General features: G+C 57.1%; 15 protein-coding genes and 1 tRNA gene. 8 read left to right on the forward strand and 8 right to left on the reverse strand.

Features of this window, described 5'->3' with window-relative positions:
• The first annotated feature begins 185 nt into the window (after window positions 1-185).
• The 5 genes from HQL98_10370 to HQL98_10390 all read left to right on the forward strand — a co-directional run bounded on the left by HQL98_10370 (window position 186) and on the right by HQL98_10390 (window position 6,950).
• Window positions 186-2,084: a SurA N-terminal domain-containing protein gene (locus HQL98_10370; GenBank protein MBF0272456.1), complete on the forward strand. Its 1,899-nt coding sequence runs from the start codon at window positions 186-188 to the stop codon at window positions 2,082-2,084.
• 87 nt (window positions 2,085-2,171) lie between these two features.
• Window positions 2,172-3,605, forward strand: coding sequence for a dihydrolipoyl dehydrogenase (gene lpdA / locus HQL98_10375; GenBank protein MBF0272457.1), 1,434 nt, complete (start codon window positions 2,172-2,174; stop codon window positions 3,603-3,605).
• A 61-nt stretch (window positions 3,606-3,666) separates the two neighbouring features.
• A tRNA-Leu gene (locus HQL98_10380) sits at window positions 3,667-3,753 on the forward strand.
• A gap of 577 nt (window positions 3,754-4,330) precedes the next feature.
• On the forward strand, window positions 4,331-4,564 hold the full coding sequence (locus tag HQL98_10385) for a hypothetical protein (GenBank protein MBF0272458.1): 234 nt from the start codon (window positions 4,331-4,333) through the stop codon (window positions 4,562-4,564).
• Between the two features lie 94 nt (window positions 4,565-4,658).
• A complete protein-coding gene (locus tag HQL98_10390) occupies window positions 4,659-6,950 on the forward strand; it encodes a bacteriohemerythrin (GenBank protein ID MBF0272459.1) in 2,292 nt (763 codons plus the stop codon).
• Window positions 6,951-7,082: 132 nt separating this feature from the next.
• On the opposite strand, the gene HQL98_10395 is transcribed toward HQL98_10390, so the two are convergent.
• The 8 genes from HQL98_10395 to HQL98_10430 form a co-directional block, all read right to left on the reverse strand.
• A complete protein-coding gene (locus tag HQL98_10395) occupies window positions 7,083-9,062 on the reverse strand; it encodes a response regulator (protein MBF0272460.1) in 1,980 nt (659 codons plus the stop codon).
• A 44-nt stretch (window positions 9,063-9,106) separates the two neighbouring features.
• A complete protein-coding gene (locus tag HQL98_10400) occupies window positions 9,107-10,939 on the reverse strand; it encodes a diguanylate cyclase (GenBank protein ID MBF0272461.1) in 1,833 nt (610 codons plus the stop codon).
• A gap of 19 nt (window positions 10,940-10,958) precedes the next feature.
• Window positions 10,959-11,411 carry a response regulator gene (locus HQL98_10405; protein MBF0272462.1) on the reverse strand — a complete coding sequence of 151 codons (453 nt, stop codon included), beginning with the start codon at window positions 11,409-11,411 and terminating at the stop codon, window positions 10,959-10,961.
• Between the two features lie 75 nt (window positions 11,412-11,486).
• Window positions 11,487-13,049, reverse strand: a complete 1,563-nt coding sequence (locus HQL98_10410; protein MBF0272463.1) for a HAMP domain-containing protein — start codon at window positions 13,047-13,049, stop codon at window positions 11,487-11,489.
• Window positions 13,050-13,107: 58 nt separating this feature from the next.
• Window positions 13,108-14,100 (reverse strand): NrtA/SsuA/CpmA family ABC transporter substrate-binding protein, encoded by a 993-nt coding sequence (locus HQL98_10415; protein MBF0272464.1) that lies wholly within the window; start codon window positions 14,098-14,100, stop codon window positions 13,108-13,110.
• Window positions 14,097-16,712 (reverse strand): PAS domain S-box protein, encoded by a 2,616-nt coding sequence (locus tag HQL98_10420; protein MBF0272465.1) that lies wholly within the window; start codon window positions 16,710-16,712, stop codon window positions 14,097-14,099. Before HQL98_10420 ends, HQL98_10415 begins: the two co-directional genes overlap by 4 nt.
• 3 nt (window positions 16,713-16,715) lie before the next feature.
• Window positions 16,716-17,753, reverse strand: coding sequence for a uroporphyrinogen decarboxylase family protein (locus tag HQL98_10425; GenBank protein MBF0272466.1), 1,038 nt, complete (start codon window positions 17,751-17,753; stop codon window positions 16,716-16,718).
• Window positions 17,753-18,412 (reverse strand): cobalamin-dependent protein, encoded by a 660-nt coding sequence (locus HQL98_10430; protein MBF0272467.1) that lies wholly within the window; start codon window positions 18,410-18,412, stop codon window positions 17,753-17,755. Before HQL98_10430 ends, HQL98_10425 begins: the two co-directional genes overlap by 1 nt.
• A gap of 644 nt (window positions 18,413-19,056) precedes the next feature.
• Between HQL98_10430 and HQL98_10435 the strand changes: the two genes are divergently transcribed.
• Genes HQL98_10435 through HQL98_10445 form a run of 3 tightly spaced genes read left to right on the forward strand, consistent with a single transcriptional unit; the run spans window position 19,057 to window position 20,744 of the window.
• The gene (locus tag HQL98_10435) at window positions 19,057-19,275 is read left to right on the forward strand and encodes a DUF4177 domain-containing protein (protein ID MBF0272468.1); all 219 of its coding nucleotides are present in this window, start codon (window positions 19,057-19,059) and stop codon (window positions 19,273-19,275) included.
• Window positions 19,276-19,278: 3 nt separating this feature from the next.
• Entirely contained in the window at window positions 19,279-19,497 is a 219-nt protein-coding gene (locus HQL98_10440) for a membrane protein insertion efficiency factor YidD (protein ID MBF0272469.1), read from the forward strand.
• Complete coding sequence (locus HQL98_10445; protein ID MBF0272470.1) at window positions 19,494-20,744, forward strand: M48 family metalloprotease; 1,251 nt, start codon at window positions 19,494-19,496, stop codon at window positions 20,742-20,744. The genes HQL98_10440 and HQL98_10445 overlap by 4 nt, the downstream gene beginning before the upstream one ends.
• The last annotated feature ends 19 nt before the right edge of the window (window positions 20,745-20,763 follow it).

Raw genomic sequence — 20,763 nt, forward strand, 5'->3', positions numbered from 1 at the left:
GCATTCCTCATTGGATCCACAATCCGCGCCATCAAAAAACCGCCTCCCCTTTTCCGTAAGCAAAAAATATGAGATGATGGTCGCTTGGTGCCCGGGACCCAATCCGGAAACCTTTAAAAAAACAATTCCTGATTCCGCCCTTGCCGGCCAAACTGATCGCCTCGCCGTATCGGAGCCTTCGCACGATGTTGAATGTCATGCGCCGCAGCGCCAAATCTGTTCTTATCAAACTGCTGCTTGTTTTTCTCGCCTTGAGCTTCATGGTCTGGGGCGTGGAAAGCTATGTCAACAGCCGTTCCCAGTCGCCGGTGGTGGAGGCGAAAGGGTGGAACATCGGACCCCATGAATTCTCCGAAGCCTATGAACAGGAGTTCCAACGCCTGCGTGAACGGTTCGGCGGGTCGGTGGACAAGAAAACCGCTGAAATGCTCGGTCTGAAACAGCGTACCCTCCACTCCCTCATCAACCGTTACCTGATCCTGTCCGCCAGCCGTGATCTGCGCCTGACCGTCTCTCCCAACGTGTTGCGGCAGCGCATCGAATCCACTCCGGCTTTCCAGGTCGATGGCGCGTTCAACAAGGAACGCTATGATCTGGTCCTGCGCAACAATCGCTTGAGTGCCCGGGAGTTCGAGCGTCAATTGACCTCCGATATCGTTTCCGACCAGATCCGTCGCGCCGTCAGCACCCCCACCGCGCTGCCCAAGGCTCTGGTGAGCAATCTGGTGCGCATGGAAAACGAAAAACGTTCCGTGCTGATCCTTTCCCTGGATCCCAAGGATTTGGAAGCGGGCATCAAATCCACCAACGACGATCTCGAAGCCTTCCTGAAAAAAAATCAGGGCCAGTTCATGACCAAAGCCAAAGTCAAACTCCGTTATGCTGTCCTCAACAACGACAGCGTGCGGGATGCGGTCCAGGTCTCCGAAGAAGAGATCAAGGAGTTTTATACCGAACACCTCAAGGATTACAGCAAGGGAGAGACCCGCAAGGCGCGTCACATCCTGGCCCGCATCGACGACAAAACCGACGCCGCCGCGGCCAACGAGAAAATCCGCAAGGCCGCTGAACGGCTCAAGGCCGGAGAAGCGTTTGAAACCGTGGCCAAAGAGCTGTCCGACGACTCTTCCGCGGCCCAGGGCGGAGATCTGGGTGAATTCGGACCCGGGGTCATGGTGCCTGCGTTCGAGAAGGTCGCCTTCTCGCTGGAAGCCGGCAAGGTCTCCGAACCCGTGACCACGGCTTTCGGGGTCCATCTGATTCGTGTGGACCAGATCCATCCCGCCGAAACCAAACCTTTGGAAAAGGTCTCCGCCGAAGTCCGGGGTCGCATCGTCGAAAACAAGGCCAAGGATCTGGTCTATGAGCGTTCCGGCACCTTCGAGGATCAACTGGCCGCCTCGGGCAGTCTGAAAACCATCTCCAACGATCTGAATTTGCGTTACAAGGAGACGGATTTCCTGGCTCAAGACGATGCGGGCCGCTCCGGCGTGGAACTGGAACCCAAATTCCTGGAAGCCGCTTTCGCCACGGCCAAAGGATCCGTCTCCTCGCTGATCGAGGTATCCAACAATCAATTTGTGGCCCTGGAAGTGGTGGACCGCCAGGAACCCGCTCCCAAAACCCTGGAACAATCCAAGGATGAGGTGGTCAAGGCGCTCACCGCGGAAAAAGCCAAGGAAGAGACCCATACCCTCATGACCACGGCGCTCAAGGCTTTGGGAGAAGGCAAATCCGCGGAAGAAATCACCGCCATCCATGCCAAGATCCGTTCCGCCACGCCATCCCCGTTCTTGCGTGAGGGGGCCGAAAAGGAACCCGGTCCCAAGGTGCGCGATGTCAGTTTCAAACTGCAATCCGACAAGCCCAACCACCCGGAACTCATCGAAGAAGAGGGGCGCCTGTTGGCCGTGCGTCTGATCAAGATCATCGAACCCTCCGCCGAAGAGATCAAGGCGGCGGAAAAGGAGTTCTCCGCCAAACTCGAAGAGAGTCTCGGCCAGGAGCAACTGATCGCCTATCTGAATGGTCTTTGGAACCAGTCCAACATCCGCATCAACCAACCCATGCTGGACCGTTTCTGATTCTTTCGCCTGTTCGTCCCCCCTTTTTTTGCCGGTTGTTCCGGTGGAAAGGGGGGACGCCTCATTTTGCCCGTATGGTTGACATTCATGAAAATAGACGCCCAGGTGGTGGTGATCGGCGCTGGCCCCGGAGGTTACACGGCGGCCTTTCTGGCCGCAGGACGGGGTTTCAAGACCGTGCTTGTGGATCCGGAACAGGCGCCGGGGGGAGTGTGTCTGTATCGGGGGTGCATTCCCAGCAAAGCCTTGCTGCATGCCGCCCGCCTCATCGCCGAAAGCAGACAGGCCGCCACCTTTGGCCTGCATTTCAGCGGATTGCGGGTGGATCTGGATCGACTCCGCGCCTGGAAAGATGAAATCGTCACCCGTCTGACCGGCGGACTGGCCCAACAGTGCCAGTTGCGCGGCGTGACCCGACTCCAGGGAGCAGCGCGGCTGCTCTCTTCCAATCGTGTGGTGGTGGAACGGCCCGGAGAAGAGAGCGTCGAACTCCAGGCGGATCATCTCATTCTGGCCACCGGTTCCCGTCCGGCTCCCCTGCCCGGCCTGCCCGGTCCGATGCCGGCAGGCGTGATGGACTCCACCAGCGCCTTGCAACTGGAAACCATACCCGCTTCGCTTCTGGTGGTGGGGGCGGGGAATATCGGTTTGGAATTGGGTACGGTCTACGCGGAGTTGGGATCCCGGGTTCGGGTCGTCGAGGCGGCATCCGGAATCCTGCCCGGCGCGGATCGGGACCTAGTGCGACCGTTGGCCTCCCGTCTCGGCAAGGTGATGGAGTCCGTGACCCTCAACGCCCGTGTGGTCTCCATCGAATCCGCGACCCCGGGTTTGCGGGTGGGAATCCAGGAAGCCTCGGGACCGGTTGTCTTTCACGAGGTGGAGCGGGTTCTGATCGCCACAGGCCGGACTCCCGCCAGCGACATTCCGGGTTTGGAACAGACCCGGGTGACGTTGGATCCCCGGGGGGCCATCCGGGTGGATGCGGCCATGCGCACGGATGATCCCGCCATTTTGGCCATCGGCGATGTCACCGGGGGCGTCATGCTGGCTCACAAGGCCTCGGCCCAGGCCCATCAGGCCGTGGCCACCCTGACCGGAGCGTCGCCACCGGCCCGTCCTCCCATTCTGCCTGCGGTCACCTACACCGATCCCGAAATCGCCTGGGCCGGACTGACCGAAACCATGGCCCGGGAGCAGGGCATCCCGGTGCGAGCGCTTCGTTTTCCCTGGGCCGCTTCGGGCCGCGCCCAGACCCTGGAACGGCCCGAAGGCGTCACCAAATGGATCCTGGAACCCACCACCGGCACGATTCTCGGCGTGGGCATCACCGGGGTCGGGGCCGGAGAGTTGATCGCCGAAGGAGTACTGGCCATGGAGCAGGCCTTGACCATCGACGCGGTTGCCCACTGCGTCCATCCCCATCCGACCCTCTCCGAAACCTTGATGGAGGCTGCGGAGATCTTTTCCGGTCAATGCGTCCATTTCCACGCCCCACTCCGCAAACGTCCCGGAGAATGATGCGAGGCACGCAAAATAGCGGTTGACTTTTGAAAGGACTGTTGCTAGAATCCTGAAAATTGCCGAGATGGCGGAACTGGTAGACGCACCAGACTCAAAATCTGGCGGATGTGAGTCCGTGTCGGTTCGACTCCGACCCTCGGCACCATTTTGACTACTCAAAGACCTGATCCAACCGATCAGGTCTTTTTTTTGTGCGCCCGGCAGGGGTTGAAGGGGCGACTCCCCCACCCAACCCGTTTGAACAAACCGGAGTTCCGACCATCAAGAGCCTTGACCCGAAGGTATATCGTCAAGGACAAGAGGTAGGCAAAGCCTTGCGCGAAATCCAGTCGGAAAATCCGAAAAACAACCGCTGAACGTATCGACGGTTCCGGGGATAATCGATCACCTTTTCGCATCCGACTGTATTCTCCATGATATTCCTCAATCTTATCAATAGACGATACTGCATCCTCTGCTTATGTGGCAGGATATCACTTTGAAGACATGGTTTGCTCTGCTTGCCAGATATTGTCTTTAAAATGATCAGGTCACACGTTATGGCTCAAAAATCCTGATGCTGGATCATACTCCCGAATACTCACTTATTTTTTCCTGTTGACTTGATGGAGATGGAAGAGATAATACACCGCTTCAACCTGAACGGTCGATATCGGCCTTTTTTCAAATACCGGATATCACCAGATTGGATGAAGAAAAAAAAGGGGGGGGACACGTCTGCATTGAAACCAATTCGAGGAATCGAAAGGGAGTCCACGGCATTGCACGCCTTGGCCAGGGTGATGCGGGATGCTGTAGTGATTTTCGGTCCAGATGGTCGCATGACCTGCTGGCATATATATGCCGTCAAACAGGCGGGCCGCAATCATTTTCGTCTGTTCGATCCCGCCCCGGCCTCCTGCGCGACGCCCTGTCCCATGCGTAACCGGACAGCCTGGATTCCAGCCAAAACGTGATCGCCTCATCAAGCCGTCAATAGAGGTATGCGCACGGCTCATCCGTAACGAACACACGTCTTACAGAAAAAAAAGGGGGGGCGGATAGAACATCATGAAACTGTCAAGCCGGATTCGACTGCGAGACAAATTCGTATTGCTGTTGATTTTTCCTGTCTGCGGATTGTTGTGGTTTGGTCTTTGGCAGGTGCAGGACAGACAGGCGTTGGCAAGGCAGGCCACGGACATGGAACAACTGGTGGGATTGGGCATCCGCTTGAGTGCCCTGGTCCATGAACTGCAAAAGGAACGTGGCCTCTCCTCCGGTTTCCTGGCCAGCAAGGGGGGCAAATTCCGGGATGAATTGGGCAAACAGCGACAGGAAACCGACGACCGGAAAAAACTTCTCGGCATCTTTCTGAAAGAATTTCCGGCACAGGCTTTCGGCTCCGGATTGAAACAGGATCTGCAACGGACCGAAGCGGAACTGGAAAAATTGTCCGACCTGCGTGGACAGGTGGACGGGCTGACCCTGACCCCTCCCCAGGCCATGAGCTTTTACACGACGCTCAATGGATACACCCTGGATCTGGCAGGACGCTTTCCGACCCTGACCGTCAACAGCGAATTGTCCACCCAGGCCTCCGCGTACATCAATTTTCTGTTGACCAAAGAGCGCATCGGTCTGGAACGGGCCATGCTCAATGCCGTTTTCTCCTCGGATCGGTTCGCGCCGGGGACTTTTGCCCACTTCGCTCAACTGGTGGGGGAGCAGGAGGCCTATCAGCGTGTTTTCGTTGGACTGGCCACCCCTGCCCAACGCGCCCTGCTGGAAACGAAATCCCAGGATCCCGATGTGGCCGAAGCCATCCGTATGCGACAAATCGCCATGGAAAAGGGGGATCAGGGTGGATTCGGGATCGATTCTTCCCGCTGGTTCTCCGTCATGACACGGAAAATCGAACGCTACAAAGAGGTCGAAGACAGCTTGTCACAGGAGCTTGAGACCCGCGCCCGCCGTTTGAGTCAGGAGGCGCGTCGTGTCTTGTGGATGGTTTCCGTTGCCGTGGGAAGCATTCTGTTGGTGGTTGCCTTCTTGTCGGTTGTGATTGTGCGGGCCATCCAGGGACAACTGGGCGGGGAGCCGGAAATGGTTCGCAATCTGGTTGAACGGGTGGCCAATGGTGATCTGTCGGAACGGGTGGATCCTCAGGCGCAAGGCATTCTGGGTTCCATCGGCACCATGGTGAACAATCTGCGCGGCACCATTGCCACCATTGCCAATATTGGAGATCAGGTGGTTCAGGAAAGCGAAACCATCAGCGACAGTTCGGCTCAGGTTTCCCAGGGGTCCAGCCGTCAGGCGGCGGCCATTGAACAGACATCTGCCGCCATGGAACAGATGACCGCGGCGGTGCGCAACAACGCCGACAATGCGACCCGCACCGAAACCATGGCGGTGCAGGCCGCCACCGGTGCCCGACGCAGTGGCGCGGTGGTGGTGCAAGCGGTGGAAGCGATGCGAAACATCGCCTCGCGCATCACCATTATTGAAGAGATCGCCCGTCAGACCAATCTGCTGGCTCTGAACGCCGCCATCGAGGCGGCCCGGGCGGGAGAGCATGGAAAAGGCTTTGCCGTAGTGGCCGCCGAAGTGCGCAAACTCGCCGAACGCAGCCAGCAGGCCGCCGGTGAGATCAACCAGATCTCCTCTTCCAGCATGGCCGTGGCGGAAGAGGCGTCATTGTTGCTGGAACGACTGGCACCGGATATCGAGGAGACCGCCGCTTTGGTCCGTGCGATTGCCCATGCCTCCCAGGAACAAAGCCAAGGGATCTCCCAGGTCAATCACGCCTTGCAGGAATTGAACGATGTCATCCAGGACAACGCCGGAGCGGCTGAACGATTCGCCCAGGGAGCCGATAGCCTGGCCGAACAGGCAAACAAGCTGCAAGGGGTGTTTACCTTCTTCCGTCTGGATGACGCCTCGGGAAAAGCCGATGAGATCTTCCCCTGGAGCGATCGGATGCGCATCAATGTGCGTGAAGTCGATGCCCAACATCAACGCCTGGTGGAAATGGTGAATCAGGTCTATCGGTTGATCAAAAACGGGGCGTTCGAGGAGGCGTTGACCAAAGTTTTGCCGGAACTGCTGGAATATACCAAGTTCCATTTTGGTTTCGAGGAACAATTGTTTGCCCAATACGGCTATCCTCAGGCGGCGGATCACGCCCGTCTTCACGTCAAGTTGGTCGAACAGGCTTTGGCGTTCGTGCCTCGCGTGCAGGGGGGGGATCGGGCTGTGGCTTTTGAATTGTTGGGATTCCTGAAACAATGGTTGACCAAACACATCTTGAAGTCCGACAAACATTATGCCGGCTTCCTGAACAAAAAGGGTGTCTATTGACCGGGCCGTCCGTGGTCACCTGAACGCTGAAGGGGGGGATTCATGCCCTCATGATGCCCCCCCATTGGAGACACAAACGGATCCGCCTGTGGTCCATCCCGTTTTTTTGATCCTTGTGTTGGGCCCCTCCCCTCACGATGACAACAAACTCCGTTTTGCGGCAACATGGCTGATCACCTCCAGCAACCGGTTGCGACGCACGGGTTTGCTGACGTGGAGATCACAACCGACCTCCTGTGCCTTCTCGACCATACACCGGGTCGCGTGACCGGTCAGCGCGACAATGATGGTGGGTTTCCATCCCATTTCTTGTTCCCAGGCGCGAATACTCCGAGTGGCCTCCAGACCGTCCATGACCGGCATCTGGATATCCATCAAAACCAGATCGCATCCACCTTTCTTGAATTTTTCGAGACATTCCAGACCATTGGTGGCAAGGCTCAGCCGATGTTCCGTTTGGTCGAGAAACGCATCGATCAGGATAAGGTTTTCCTGCGCGTCGTCGGCGCATAAAATGGAAAGCGACCTCTCAGGCTGGACGATCTCCGTCGTCACATCCCAATAAGACGGTTTTGGAATCGACGGCTCTTCCATTTCCGGGAGGGGAATGAAAACAGAAAAGGAACTGCCCTTGCCGAGAATGCTTTCCACCTGGATGCGCCCACCCATTTTCTCGCTCAAATGACGACAGATGCTCAATCCAAGACCCGTGCCCCCGAATCGTCGGGTGGTGCTGGCATCGGACTGGACAAAAGGTTGAAAAATATCGTCCAGCTTGTCCTCCGGGATACCCACACCGGTATCCGTCACGGTCAACCTGGTCCATTCTCCTTCTCCTCTCGAAATCTCCAGGCGGACTGCCCCTTTTTCCGTGAATTTAAGCGCATTGCCCAGCAGGTTCAGCAGGATTTGTCTCAGACGGTCCGGGTCTCCGCGCACGAAACGGGGGATGGTTTCGTCCATGGTCACACTCCAGTCAATCCCTTTGGTCTTGGCGCGCAAACCGAGGATTTCCAGGGTTCCTTGCACCAGATCCGGAAAGTCGAACGTCGCGTTTTCAAGGTGCAACTGGCCTGCTTCGATTTTGGAGATGTCCAGAATATCATTGATGAGCGCAAGCAGTGAATCCCCGGCCCGTTTCAACAATTGGACATGGTGCATCGTCTCCGCATCGAGTGTGGAGGTGCCAAGCAAATCGGTCACACCGATGATGGTGTTCATGGGCGTGCGAATTTCATGACTCATGGCGGCCAGAAAGGCACTTTTGGCGTGATTGGCCGAATCGGCTTTCTGTACCGCCTGTTCCAATTCCAACAGCAACCGTCTGCGTTCGGTCACATCCCGCACGGTCAGGCAGTAACCCGCCAGTTGGTGACGCTGATCCAACACACCGGAAACCCGACCCTCCAGAAAATGGATGCCATCCCTTTTTTCGACCTGCATTTCAAACCGATGTTCCGCCTGGGCCCGCACATTCTGAATGGCTTGCATCCAATGCTGCTCATCCACCGCAAACCGTTTATGAAACTCACGCACATCATGTCCCAGCGTCTCTTCCTGCGTGATGCCCAGCAGTGTGGCGGCCATGGGATTGAAGTATTGCACGATCAAGTCGAGATCGGCGGTGATGATGGCCAGATCCGTGGCAGAGCGCAACACATTGTCCATATGGAGACTTTTTTCGACCAGCGCGGCTTCCGCCGCACGGCGACGCCTTTCGGATTGCGCCAGTTCCAGGGCGTAATGGAGAGAGCGGGATAAAACCTCCGGGGAAAGATGCTCCTTGACCAGATAGTCCGCCGCACCGAATTTCATCAAGGTGACGGCGATCTCCTCGTCACCGCATCCGGTCAGAAAAACGATAGGGGTTTCGATCCCGGACCCGCGCATTTCCTGCAACAACTCCAATCCTGTGTTGGCACCCAACCGGTAGTCGAAGAAACAGAGATCGAACGATTGACTGCGCAAACATTCCAGTGCGATCGAATAGGTGGGGGCACACGTCAGATGATGGGGACGGTCGGTCATCCCCCGCATCAGGTGACGACGAAAAACCGTGGCGTCGGTCTCCTCGTCTTCGACAAGCAGCAAGCGGATCGTCACGGCGGGCATGTTGTTGTCTTTCGATAAAGTGTGTTGAGAGGCCAGCATGATTTTCAGTTCTCGACGGCTGACTGCATCAGGGCAGGATTGAAAAAGTGAAAAGTCGCTCGTCCCGCATTCTTGGAACGATACATCGCCTCATCCGCACATTTCAGGAGCGATTCCACCGTGTTGCCGTCTTCCGGGAACACGGCGATGCCGATACTGCCGGAAATATGCGCCTCCCGACCATGCGGGAAAAACGGACGCGTCAATTGTTCAAGGATTTTGGTCGCGATCGGTTGCGCCAATTCCGGATGGGCCACATCGTGAAGAATGACGGTAAACTCGTCTCCTCCCAGACGTGCCACGGTGTCGGAACGACGCACGCACAATGCGATGCGCCGGGCCGCCTCCCGCAGCAGCGCATCGCCCGCATCGTGGCCCAGGGTGTCGTTGACCTCTTTGAAACGGTCCAGATCCACAAACATCAACACCATGTGGGCTTCGTTCCGTCCTGCCAGAGCCACGGCCTGACTCAAACGATCATCAAACAGACGACGGTTGGGAAGCCCGGTCAGTGTGTCGTATTCGGCTTGAGTGCGCAATCTCTCCTCCAGCTCTTTGCGCAAGGTGATGTCCTGCTGCACCGAGACGAAGCGGGTCACACCACCAAAACGATCACGAACCGGTGAGATGGTGGTTTCCTGAATATACCGGGAGCCATCCTTGCGGCGATCCACCATTTCGCCGCGCCAGACATGGCCATCCAGAATGGTGTTCCAAAGATCCTGGTAGAATGCATTGTCATGATGCCCTGATTTGAGAATACGCGGGGTGGCGTCCCGAATGTTCTCCCGGGTGTAACCGGTGATGCGGGTAAACGCAGGATTGGCCCAGAGAAAAATTCCCTGGGAATCGGTGATGAAAATGGCATTGGCGGCGGTTTCCAGGGCGGTGGCCTGGAGGCGCATCAATTCTTCGATTTTTTCCCGTTGCAAAGCGGCGCCCAGAGTACTGGCGGCGGTGCGCAGGGCATCCAGTTCCATGGATGACCACTCCCGGTCCGCGCTGCGTTCATCGAACCGCAACACGCCCCACCAGGCGCCATCGACGAATACCGGAATCAGCACCGAAGCGTGGATTCCCATGGACTGCAACCATACCGCTTCCGGTTCCGGAAATTCCGTGGCGCGACAAAAGAAAGGTTTGCCATTGGCCAGTATTCCCGTCCAGTTCTGATTCTCGGCCTCTCCGTAATGGAAATCCGGATGATCGGAATGGCGGACGGCGGACCGCAACGCCTCCTCGACCCACTCGAACAGGGGTTGGGCACCGAGTCTTCCCTGCGGGGACATCCTGTTTTGCAGCAAACCGACCCGGCATGCGACCGATGCGCGTCCAAAGGCGGTCAGCAGGCGACTCATGCCGTCGCGCCAATCCGAAGACTTGAGCAAGGTTTCCGTGGACAGGGTCAAGGCGTTGAGAATGGCGTCCCGGTGACGCAGTGCGCGTCGGTCCTGAATGCGCTGCACCACGAACCGGAGGACATGTTCGAGTCCTTCCGCCGACAGGGTGCTTTTGGTCATGTAATCGAGCACTCCGGCACGCAACGACTGGACTGCCACCTCCTCGTCCCCATGACCGGTCAGCAGAATAAAGGCGCAATCCCGACGCATCTCGTCGGAAAGTCCGCGCACCAGGTCGAGTCCGGTGCCGACATCCAACAAAAAGTCCGTAAACGCCACGTCCGGTGCGAAGGAGGACAGTGCTTCCGTGGCTTCCTGGGCGGTCGAACACTCCCGACAGGTGATATGCCATCCGGAAAGCTGTTTCAACAGTCGGACGAGACGCCGACTGTCCGCCGGATTGTCATCGACCACCAGAATCTTGATGGAATGGCTCATGGCTCTTGCTCCTTCGCTATCAGTGACCAGAGGGAATGATCACCAATTCAAACCAGAACTCTTCCAGCTTCTGTATCGTTTCCATGAATCGGCTCGGTTCCACCGGTTTGCTGATGAACGCATTGGCTCCATGGCCATAAGAGGCCATCACATCCCGTTCCTGATCGGAGGTGGTCAGAATGACCACCGGCAGAGTGCGCAGACTGGGAGTGGCACGAATCTGCCTCAACACCTCCAGTCCATCCATTTTGGGCATGTTGATATCCAGCAACAACAGGTCCGGACGCGGATAAGCCTGAGTGTCCGCATACCGGCCCTGGTTTCTTAGAAACTCCAGACAGGCTTCGCCGTCATCGACGATGAAAAGCCGCACCGCCAGCATGGCTTTGGCGAACCCGCGTTGCACGGTGCGTTGGTCCGGTTCGTTGTCTTCAGCCAACAACACGTTGGCCGGTCTTCCGGTTTTGGTCATAAAATTCATGCCATCCTCTCTCGTCTCTGGTGCCATATCAAGTCATCCTGCCTTGCGGGCAAGGATCACCACAAATCATCCACGTTGCACAACCGCATCGCATGCGGCCCCGTCGTTTTCATGGGGAAGGAACAGCACAAAAACAGTACCCTGGGCGGGGTGATCCGCCACCCGGATCTCCCCGCCATGGCGTCTGACCGCCTCCCGGACGATGGCCAGGCCAATGCCGGAGCCCGCATAATCCGCCCGCCGGTTCAACCGCTTGAAAGGCTGAAAAATCAGCTCCCGGTGACGGGGTTCAATGCCGATTCCCTGGTCGGCGATGCGGATCTCCCAACCGGTCGCCGTTTCCGTGGCGGAAATGTTCACCTTGGGGGGGGATTCAGGTCGGTAAAACTTGATAGCATTATCCACCAGATGTTGAAAGACATGGGTCAACAGGGTCACATCTCCTCGAATTCTGGGCAATCCATCCCAGACAACCCGCGCCCCGGCCTCTGCCACGGGTTGTTGCAACCGCCTCATCACTTCGCGCAAACAACTGTCCAGATCCACCAACCGCCAGGAAAGCTGTGTTCCCCGGGTGTGGGCATAGGCCGTCAGATCCTGAATCAAACGACGCATCCGAATGGCGGACTCCTGAATGAAACGCAGATCCTCCCGAACCTCCGCGCTGATGTCGTGGCCCAGGTCTCCCGGCAGGGCGGAGGTGTAATTCAGGATGATTCTCAAAGGTTCCTGCAAATCGTGGCTGGCGGCGAAATTGAAATTCTCCAGTTCCCGGTTGGCCGCCTGAAGTTCTTCCGCATAGCGGCGTGTTTCGAGCATCGCCTGTTCCATCTCCATTGTCCGCTCCCGGACTTTTTCCTGAAGACCGGCGTTGGCGCCCAGGAGCAAATCGGTCATTCGGTTGAAAGAGGTGGATAATTGTCCAATTTCATCGTCGCTTTCCACGCAGACGACACGTTCGCGTCGTCCCAGGGAGGTTTCGTCGGCGGCCTGGGTCAATGCCTGCAACGGCTTGATGATCTTGCGGCGTTGGTAATCGAGGGTCGCGCCGATGAGCAGGGCGGCGAAAATCACCAATACGGCCAACTGAATTACGAACAGGGAACGGGAATGGCGCAAAGATTCCAATGTCCTGCCCGCCAGACGACTGACATGCCCCATGATGTCCTCATGCAAGGCGTCCAGCATCTCCCCCTTGGCACGCCATTGCGCATACAAAAGGGTGATATGGGTTTCGTCTCCTGCCTCGATCGCCGTGATGAACGCCTGGATAATGGCCTCCTGCCCGCTCCAGGCATCGGCGAACAGAGTCAGAAGACGACGCTCTTGATCGGTATCCAATCGTTCCGCCAATTTCTGGATGGTTTCTCGGAACTCTCTAAAATGGCTACTGATTTCCTCCAGATGTTTTTTGTCGGGTTTGTGGCGATGCGCGATTAGAATATTTTTTATATGGCTGTCCAGGGTATTCAGACGAAAGGTCAGGTTGGTCACCCGGGCAATCCGGTCATTGGCCAGGGACATGTTGGCTTCCAGGTCACGAAAGGCGATCAACAGCCAACCCATGACGCCGAAAAACAGTACGGCCAACAATACCACGGGCAGAGTGATCCGCACGCCGAGCTTCACCGGGGCGTTTCCTCATGAGATTTGAAGAATAATAACTGCACGACTGCGTTCCTTGAATTCACAAAATGGTGATGTATTCCGGTTTGACGCCTTCCAGGGGGGCGGGAAACAGGAAAGAACGAAAGTCGGGAACGGGACCGGGCAATCCACCCGCTTCCACGAACCAGGTCGCCTCCTGGCGCAAGATGGTCAACAGGATATTGTCCAACGTGAGAATGGGGGTGAAATCCCCTCGGATTTTGCGCATTTCCTCATCGTTGATGTTCAATCGTCTGGCGATCGCGGCGTAGGCCTCATCGGTTCTGCCGACCAGGAACGCTTCCGCCCGCAGCAAGGCGCGCAGCAGACGAGTCAGCGCTTCCTGTTTGGCGACGAGCGCCTCCCGGCGTCCGACGAGCAACGAAATCTCGGTGTAGACATCGGAGTGATACAAGGTGGCGTTGTCTTCTCCGATGGCCTGAACCGCCCGGTGGGTAAAGGGCGCCCAGGTGGCCACGGCGTCCACCGCTCCCGATTGCAAGGAGGCCACCATGCGATCCGGCGGAGTATCCACCAGCGTCACTTGAGACGTGGCGATGCCCTGACTGTTCAGGGAAGAGCGGAGAAAAAAAATACCGCTCGTATTGAAGGTTACACCGATGCGTTTGCCGATCAGGTCAACCAGGGCGTCGATTTTCCGATCCTTGCGCGCCACCAGCGCCGTGTTGCGGGAGGATTGATGCAGGGTGGAAACCATGGCAATCGGTTCGCCCTTGAGGATGTTGAGGACTGCCACCGTTTCGTAGACCGTCGCAATATCCGCTTCGCCCTTCAGGGTTGCCGTCAGGGCATCCCGACCGACGGAAAAGTCCTTGAACGTCACCTCCAACCCTTCCTTGGCGAAGAATCCCTCGGCCTCAGCCAGAAAAAGCAGGCCAACCGTCGGCAGTTCCACAGAAGCGATGGTCAGTTTTTCCAGCTTGTCGCGGGAAAAAGCAAACAGGACAAAACCGGCAGGGATGAGCAGCAATCCGATCAGCAGCCATGAAATGCCGACCCGATTGTGCTTCATGGAACCGCCTCCCGATCCGGTGGGTTTTGGTTTTGTCCGATCCAGGCAGGCAGGGTCAGGGTGAACAGGCTGCCGTGTCCGGGAGTGGACTCGACCTGGATCACGCCACCGTGCCGTTCGACGATCTTTCTGACAATGGCCAATCCCAAACCGGTGCCCGGGTACTCTTTTTTGCTGTGCAGCCTCTTGAAGGGCTGGAAAATCTGTTCTAAGTATTTTCCCTCCATGCCGATCCCGTTGTCGCGCACCCGGATCACCCAGAGTGCTCCGTTCGCTTCCGCCTCCACCCGCAGGATGGGATCCACACCCGGGCGACGAAACTTGATGCCGTTGCCGATCAGATTCTGAAAAACGCTGATCAAGGATGTGGCCTCTCCCCGCACCGTGGGCAGATCTTCCCAGGTGACCGAGGCGTGGCTCTCGACCATGCTGGTTTGCAGATTCTCCTGCACGGCTGCCAGACAATCGTTGAGCGCAACGGGGCGATGTCTGACTTCCAGCCGCCCGGAACGGGAATAGGCCAACAGATCCCATACCAGGGTCTGCATGCGTTTCGCCGCATCGGTGATAAAACGCAAATCCTCCTGAGCCGATTCGTTGAGAGTCGCTTCGCCCACATCCTCCCGCAAAAATTCCGCGTAGCTGTTCATGGTGCGCAGCGGTTCCTGAAGATCATGACTGGCCACATAAACGAACTCTTTTAACTCCTGGTTGACCGCTTCGAGTTCGGCGGTGCGTTGTTGAACCCGCTGCTCCAGTTCGGCGTTGAGGAGGCGAATCTCCTCTTCTGCGTGTTTGCGTTCCGTGATGTCTTGCACCGTGCCACGCAACATGAGAATCCGACCATCGGCATCGTACAGAGACTCACCCCGGGTGGTGATCCAACGATGGGGTCCACCGTCTCCTGGAATCACCTCGGCGTCACACACGTAGGGCTTGCCTGTTGCCATGCTTTGCTCGATGGCCGCGGCCATGGACGTCCAGCTTTCCGGGGTGAAATAACTCCGAACCTCCGGATAACTGGCGGGTGGCAAAGCGGGATCCCGTCCATAAAGACGGTAGATTTCCTCCGACCAGGTATGCGTGTCGGTGCGCAGATCCCATTTCCAGTCGCCCAATCCGGCCAGACGCCGCGCCTCCCGCAGATTTTCTCCACTCTCCCGCAAGGCCGCCTCGGCCTCTTTGCGCGCCTGAATCTCCTCGATGACGGCGATGAAATAATCCGGAGTGGTATCGGCCTTCCAGACCAGCGAGACGGTCAGATTGATCCACACCACGCTGCCATCCCTGCGGAAATACCGTTTTTCCATGGCATAGTTCTCGATCTGGCGGGCCAGCATGCGCTGCACATAATCCAGATCGGTATCCAGATCCTCCGGATGGGTGATTTCCTGAAAGGTCAGGTTCAGCAATGCGTCATGGTCGTAACCCACGATTTGGCACAGCTTGCGATTGACCCGCAACCAGCGCCCCTCGGGAGATACCAACGCGATACCCACGGCGGCCTGTTCAAAAGTGGCCTCGAAGCGTATTTCGCTTTCTTGCAGCAAGGTATTGGTGGCCTGACGCAAAGCGGCCTCGGTCCATTTGATACGCTGGAGCGTCCGGGCGTTTTCGATCACCAGAGTGCAGATGCCCAGCAGGGAACGGGCGGTATCCAGATAACGCTCCCGGAAATGGGGAAACGCCAGATGATCGATCGCGATGGTCCCCACCGTGTGTCCCGCCCGATCCAGGCGCAGCAGAAATCCCTCACCCGAGCGGGTCCAGGCCCACTCCCGATGCAACTGCCGAATCTGCTCCTGCAACGCCGGCGGGATCCGGTCCATGGATTGCCAGGCCCCATCCACCCAACCCGCGAAATGAAATTCGGTGGGAGCGAACAGCATGCGGAACATCTCTTCGATGGCGGCAATGGCTTCCGGTTCGTCCTTGAGCAAAACCAGACGGCCCAAGAAATCCATGGCCGCCGAAAGATCGGCCATATCCCGGGTCTGACGGAGTTCCTTTTGTCTGGCGCGTTGTCGTTCCGTTTCCCAACGCAACCCGTTGACCGCCCGTTGCAACAGCAGGCGTGTGTAGTCCAGGCCCACGGCCAGACGCCGCACCGGAAGCCTGACCGCTGCGCCAAACTCCCGCAACCTGTCGTCGGCGTCCGGCAGAATAGCGGTATCCAGCAACAACAGTTCCCGGGCGAAATCGTGAAAAAACTCGCCGGCCTGATCGCTTTGGAATCCCATGGAGGCCAGATGATCCGGCCAGGTGGCCAGCCAAGTGGGGGTGATCAGATAGGCTCCCCGGCTGATGGCCTCAGCCACCAGGGTCTTGCCCGCCACCAGATGGAAACATTCCGCCTGACGATCGATCCGGGTCATGGGCCAGTGGTCCGGAGGCGCATCCAGACCGGTGAGGCAGGCCCGCCCCAGAATCACCACCCCGGAGGTGCCCGGCAGCAGCAGGGGTTCCAACTCCTCCCAACGCATGGCCGGACGCCCGCATCGTACCGGATAGGCCATCACCTGGACATCGCTCCAGCCTTCCTCTTGCGCCGCGGCAAGCAGATCCGGATGGAAGTTGTGACAGCACAACACGCAAATCAAGGTATCACTCATGCCTCACGCATCCACCCATTCCAGAGGATACCGGCCCCAGTGGCGGGTGGCCTCGCCGATGGCCAGCAACACGTCGTCGGGTGTCTGGAAGGGGATTTCGCCATGGTTGTCGGACAGCAGGAATCCTCCCCCCGGTCCAGCCACCCGGATCACCTCTTTCACTTCCCGTTCGGCCTCCTCCGCGCTCCAGCGACGCATGGCGATACCGTTCAAATTCCCCAGCAGGGTGATTTTTCCGTGTGCCGCAATTTTCCAGGCGGAGATGTCTTCCAGGGTGCTGATGCCCACGACAGCGGAACCGGTGGCCGCAATCTCGTCAACAATCGTCAAGCCCCGTCCTGAGGCCAGATGCGTGGCGGTGGGACCCTGGATGCGGGCCAGGGTGCGACAGGCAATGGGATAACCGGTTTGCCGATATAGCTCACGGGGAATGTTGGTCGTGGAGGAGATCGGGTCGAAATAACAGATGGTCGTGGCCCCGGCGGCCAATTGGGCGTTGGCCCAATCCACGCAAAAGGCCTCGTTGACCGCCATCAACCGGGCGAAACGCGCCGGGTGTTCGTAGATCAATTCAATGTAACGGTCGAATCCCATCTGCATCACCGGCAGGGAAAACGGGGAGACGGCCACACCAATGATGGGAATTTCCTCTTTGGCCTGCCGTTTCAGTCCCTGAATGGCCTCCAACACCCGGAACAGACAAGGCGTGCTGGCCACCCGGGGCGGTTCCAGGGTATCGATGTCGCTGAAGTCTCGAATCACCGGAGCGCCGGAATTGGGCGGACCATCCTCCACGAACAGGGTCGAACCGCCAAAGGCTTCGATTTCCAGCGAAGCGTAAAAAAACGGAAAAAAGCAATCCCCCCCATATTTGCGCCGCAGGCGCATCTGTCCTTCGATCACATGATCCGCACGGGAAAAATAGTCCTGGATGGTCAGTCCGAGTTCCTTGGCGCCATGCATGGTGGTCAGCAGGATCAGGGGCACCCGGTCCGGTTCCCGATGGGAAAGAGTGGTCAAGACCCGTTGCATGGCGGTCATCATCGATTTTGCCCTTCCCATTGGCGCAGAATGCGAATCCCCTCCGCGGCGTTGCGTCCCATGGCGTCCGCTCCCACCTCCCGCCACAGATCCGGATCGAACAAAAACGGCGCCCCACCCACCAGAATGCGCACCGCCACCCCTTTGGTCCGCAGGGCGTTCCGAACCTCTCGCACCTTGAGCGCGGAAGGAAGCATCAAAACGGAGATGAGCAGTTCCTCCACCCGATCGACGATTACCCGTTCCACCAACTCTTCCACGCTCAGGCGTCCGTAATCCAGCAATGGAAAGCCGCTGGCGCGCAGAATGGAATAGACGATCCGTTTGCCCAACATGTGATAATCATGCAGCACCACAATAGCCCGCCTGGGTTGTCCTTCAGGCATCTCCGTATGTTCGGCATCAAAAGCCCGACTCACCAGATCCTCGCACATGCGACCACTCATGTAGACCTGGGACAAGGCGATGCAACCCGATTCCCAATCACTCCCGATACGTTCCAAGGTGGGCACGATGAGACTTTCCACCATGTCGAGGGGGGGATCCATGGCCAAGGCCTGTTGAAACAATGCTTCGGCACGGGAGCGGTCAAAGGATTCAAGGGCATCCCGGAATTGATCGAGCAGCGTTTGTGTGTTCACGATCAAAGGTTCGTGCATGATCTCTCCGCAAGGGCTGAATCCGCCTTTATGAGTGCGTCCGGACCCTTCGTCATGCGTATCGGCAATGCGATAAAGGATCGATTCGCGTTTCAAGAACCCTTTTTTTGCGTAGAAATCGGGCATGGGTCAAGGCCGATCGTCTGTTTTAGGTAAGTTTGTGAATATTAACATGATCAGGGTATTCATTATACAGACACTCACACACATTGGCCAGGACGTAATCTTTGTGTTGACTTACGTATTGACCACATAAAACAATTTCAACTGTTTGACGAGCCGAAAAACATAATTTAAAGCAAATACAACAAACTTAAAATAAATTGACAGGATGACAGGAATGACAATAAATTGCCATGCAAGTCCTGGAGCTTTATTTTGCAAGTCGCCGAAAGTCCCCGGCGGGAGATCGCATGCGGCGACGGCAGCAAAATCAGCCTGTGTCCAGGATCAGGCATCACACGCCCCTCCTTTACCCATTTGGATTCACCAAACAGCACCCGGTCCATTGGAATATCGATCTGGATTCCGTATCCAGAAAAATCAAATGCGATATTGAAGATGAACTTGACCTGAATGCACTTGAAATGATATTATTAATTGATTGCATTAATAGTCAATCTTAACGACAGGGAGTCTTCAGGATGACGGCACAATTCAAGGAATACAAAGTATTGCATGTGGTCGAAGGTGGTTGTGGCACCATCTTTCTCGGTGCATCTGGCCTTCCCCTGCAAAAAATGGAAGCCGAACTCAATCGTCTTGCCGCCGAAGGTTGGCAATTGGTGTTTCAGGTCATCGAAAAAAAGCGGTTCGCTCTGTTCTGGACCCGTGAAGCAGTGATCATCACCATGGGCCGTTGACGGATGCGGGGTTTTTTGATCCGTTTGATCCGCGGCTATCAGGCCAGAGGCGGTGGGCGTGCGCTTCTGGTGGATTGCAATTTTACGCCCAGTTGTTCCGAGTATGCCATTCAGGCACTCGAAAAGTATGGATTGTGGCAAGGGATCCGGTTGGCCGCCAACCGGATCCATCGCTGCCGCGATCCCAACCGTATCCAACCCCTGGATGATCCCCTGCCATGAGCCTCTTTGATTTTGAATTGCCTCAAAAGGATCTGGATCAACTGGAAGACCGGTTGCGCGCCCATCTCCGGGAGTTGCCCGACGCCCAACGCCGGGAGTACTACAACGCGGTCAATCCACGACTGCGGGATCCGGATACCTTCGTGGTGCTCTGCTGGTCCTTGGGCCTGTTGGGGTTGCATCATGTTTACCTGGGACGATGGCTCTCCTTTCTCCGGGATCTGATTGCCGGAGCCTGTGGGGTGGGCATCCTCATCTTCTGGATGCTCAATGGTGAATGGACCTATGCCGCGTTGCTGTTCGCGATCGCGGTCGCCGTGAACTTGTTCGACACCATCTACAGTCTGGCCCTCTCCCAAAGAATCGTCCAGAAACACAACATCATGCTTGGACTGACTTGGCTCAACCACAACGGTCATCCCCTGGAGAAAAATCAGCCCCGGGAACTGCTGCCTTCCGCCGAGAATCGGGCCATCACCCAGACCGACCGAAAACTGGGGATTTTCCTGGCGGCGGGGACATCCCTGTTTGCCGGGATCATCGGTTTGTTTTATTTTATTTTTATTCCGATCCTGTCCGAATGGGTCGCCACGGCCCTGCCGGAAAACACCATTCTGGTCTCCACCGAACCAGAAGCCGCCGAAGCCCTCGACCAGATGAAAGCCTTCACGGCCTCCGAACTGCCCCCCCGCGAGCAGGAACGACTGCGGACCTTGTTTCGCGCCATTCCTCCAAACGAAAAGAAACACGCCAAATATTTTCTTTTTCTGCGCAAAGGAAACAAACTGGGGGCCAATGCCTTCGCCTTTCCCCGGGGACAGGTGGTATTGACGGACGAACTGGTGAAATTGACCCAAAACGATCAGGAACTGATCGCGATCATGGCCCATGAACTGGGCCATTTGCAGTACCGCCACGGGGTGCAAACCTTTGTGCAAAACTCCACCATGCTGGCGATCACGGCCTGGGTGACCGGCGACATGACCTCGATTGCCGGAGCCGCGGGCATCATGATGAATCTGGCCTTGAATGCCAACTACTCCCGCCAGTTTGAACGGCAGGCGGATGACCACGCCTTGCACCATCTCCAGAAAAACGGCATTCCCGTGTCCCATTTTGTCAATTTGCTCAAGCGGCTCAAGGAGACCAGGAAATCAGGAGCCTCCGAAACGAACTTCCTGGCATCTCACCCTCCCACGGAAGAGCGCATTCAGCACCTTTCCAGTGGCAGTGGCACGCCGATTTAGAAACAGTTTTAACAGGATG

The sequence above is a fragment of the Magnetococcales bacterium genome, from assembly GCA_015231755.1.
In the GTDB taxonomy this organism is placed as follows: Bacteria; Pseudomonadota; Magnetococcia; order Magnetococcales; family Magnetaquicoccaceae; genus Magnetaquiglobus.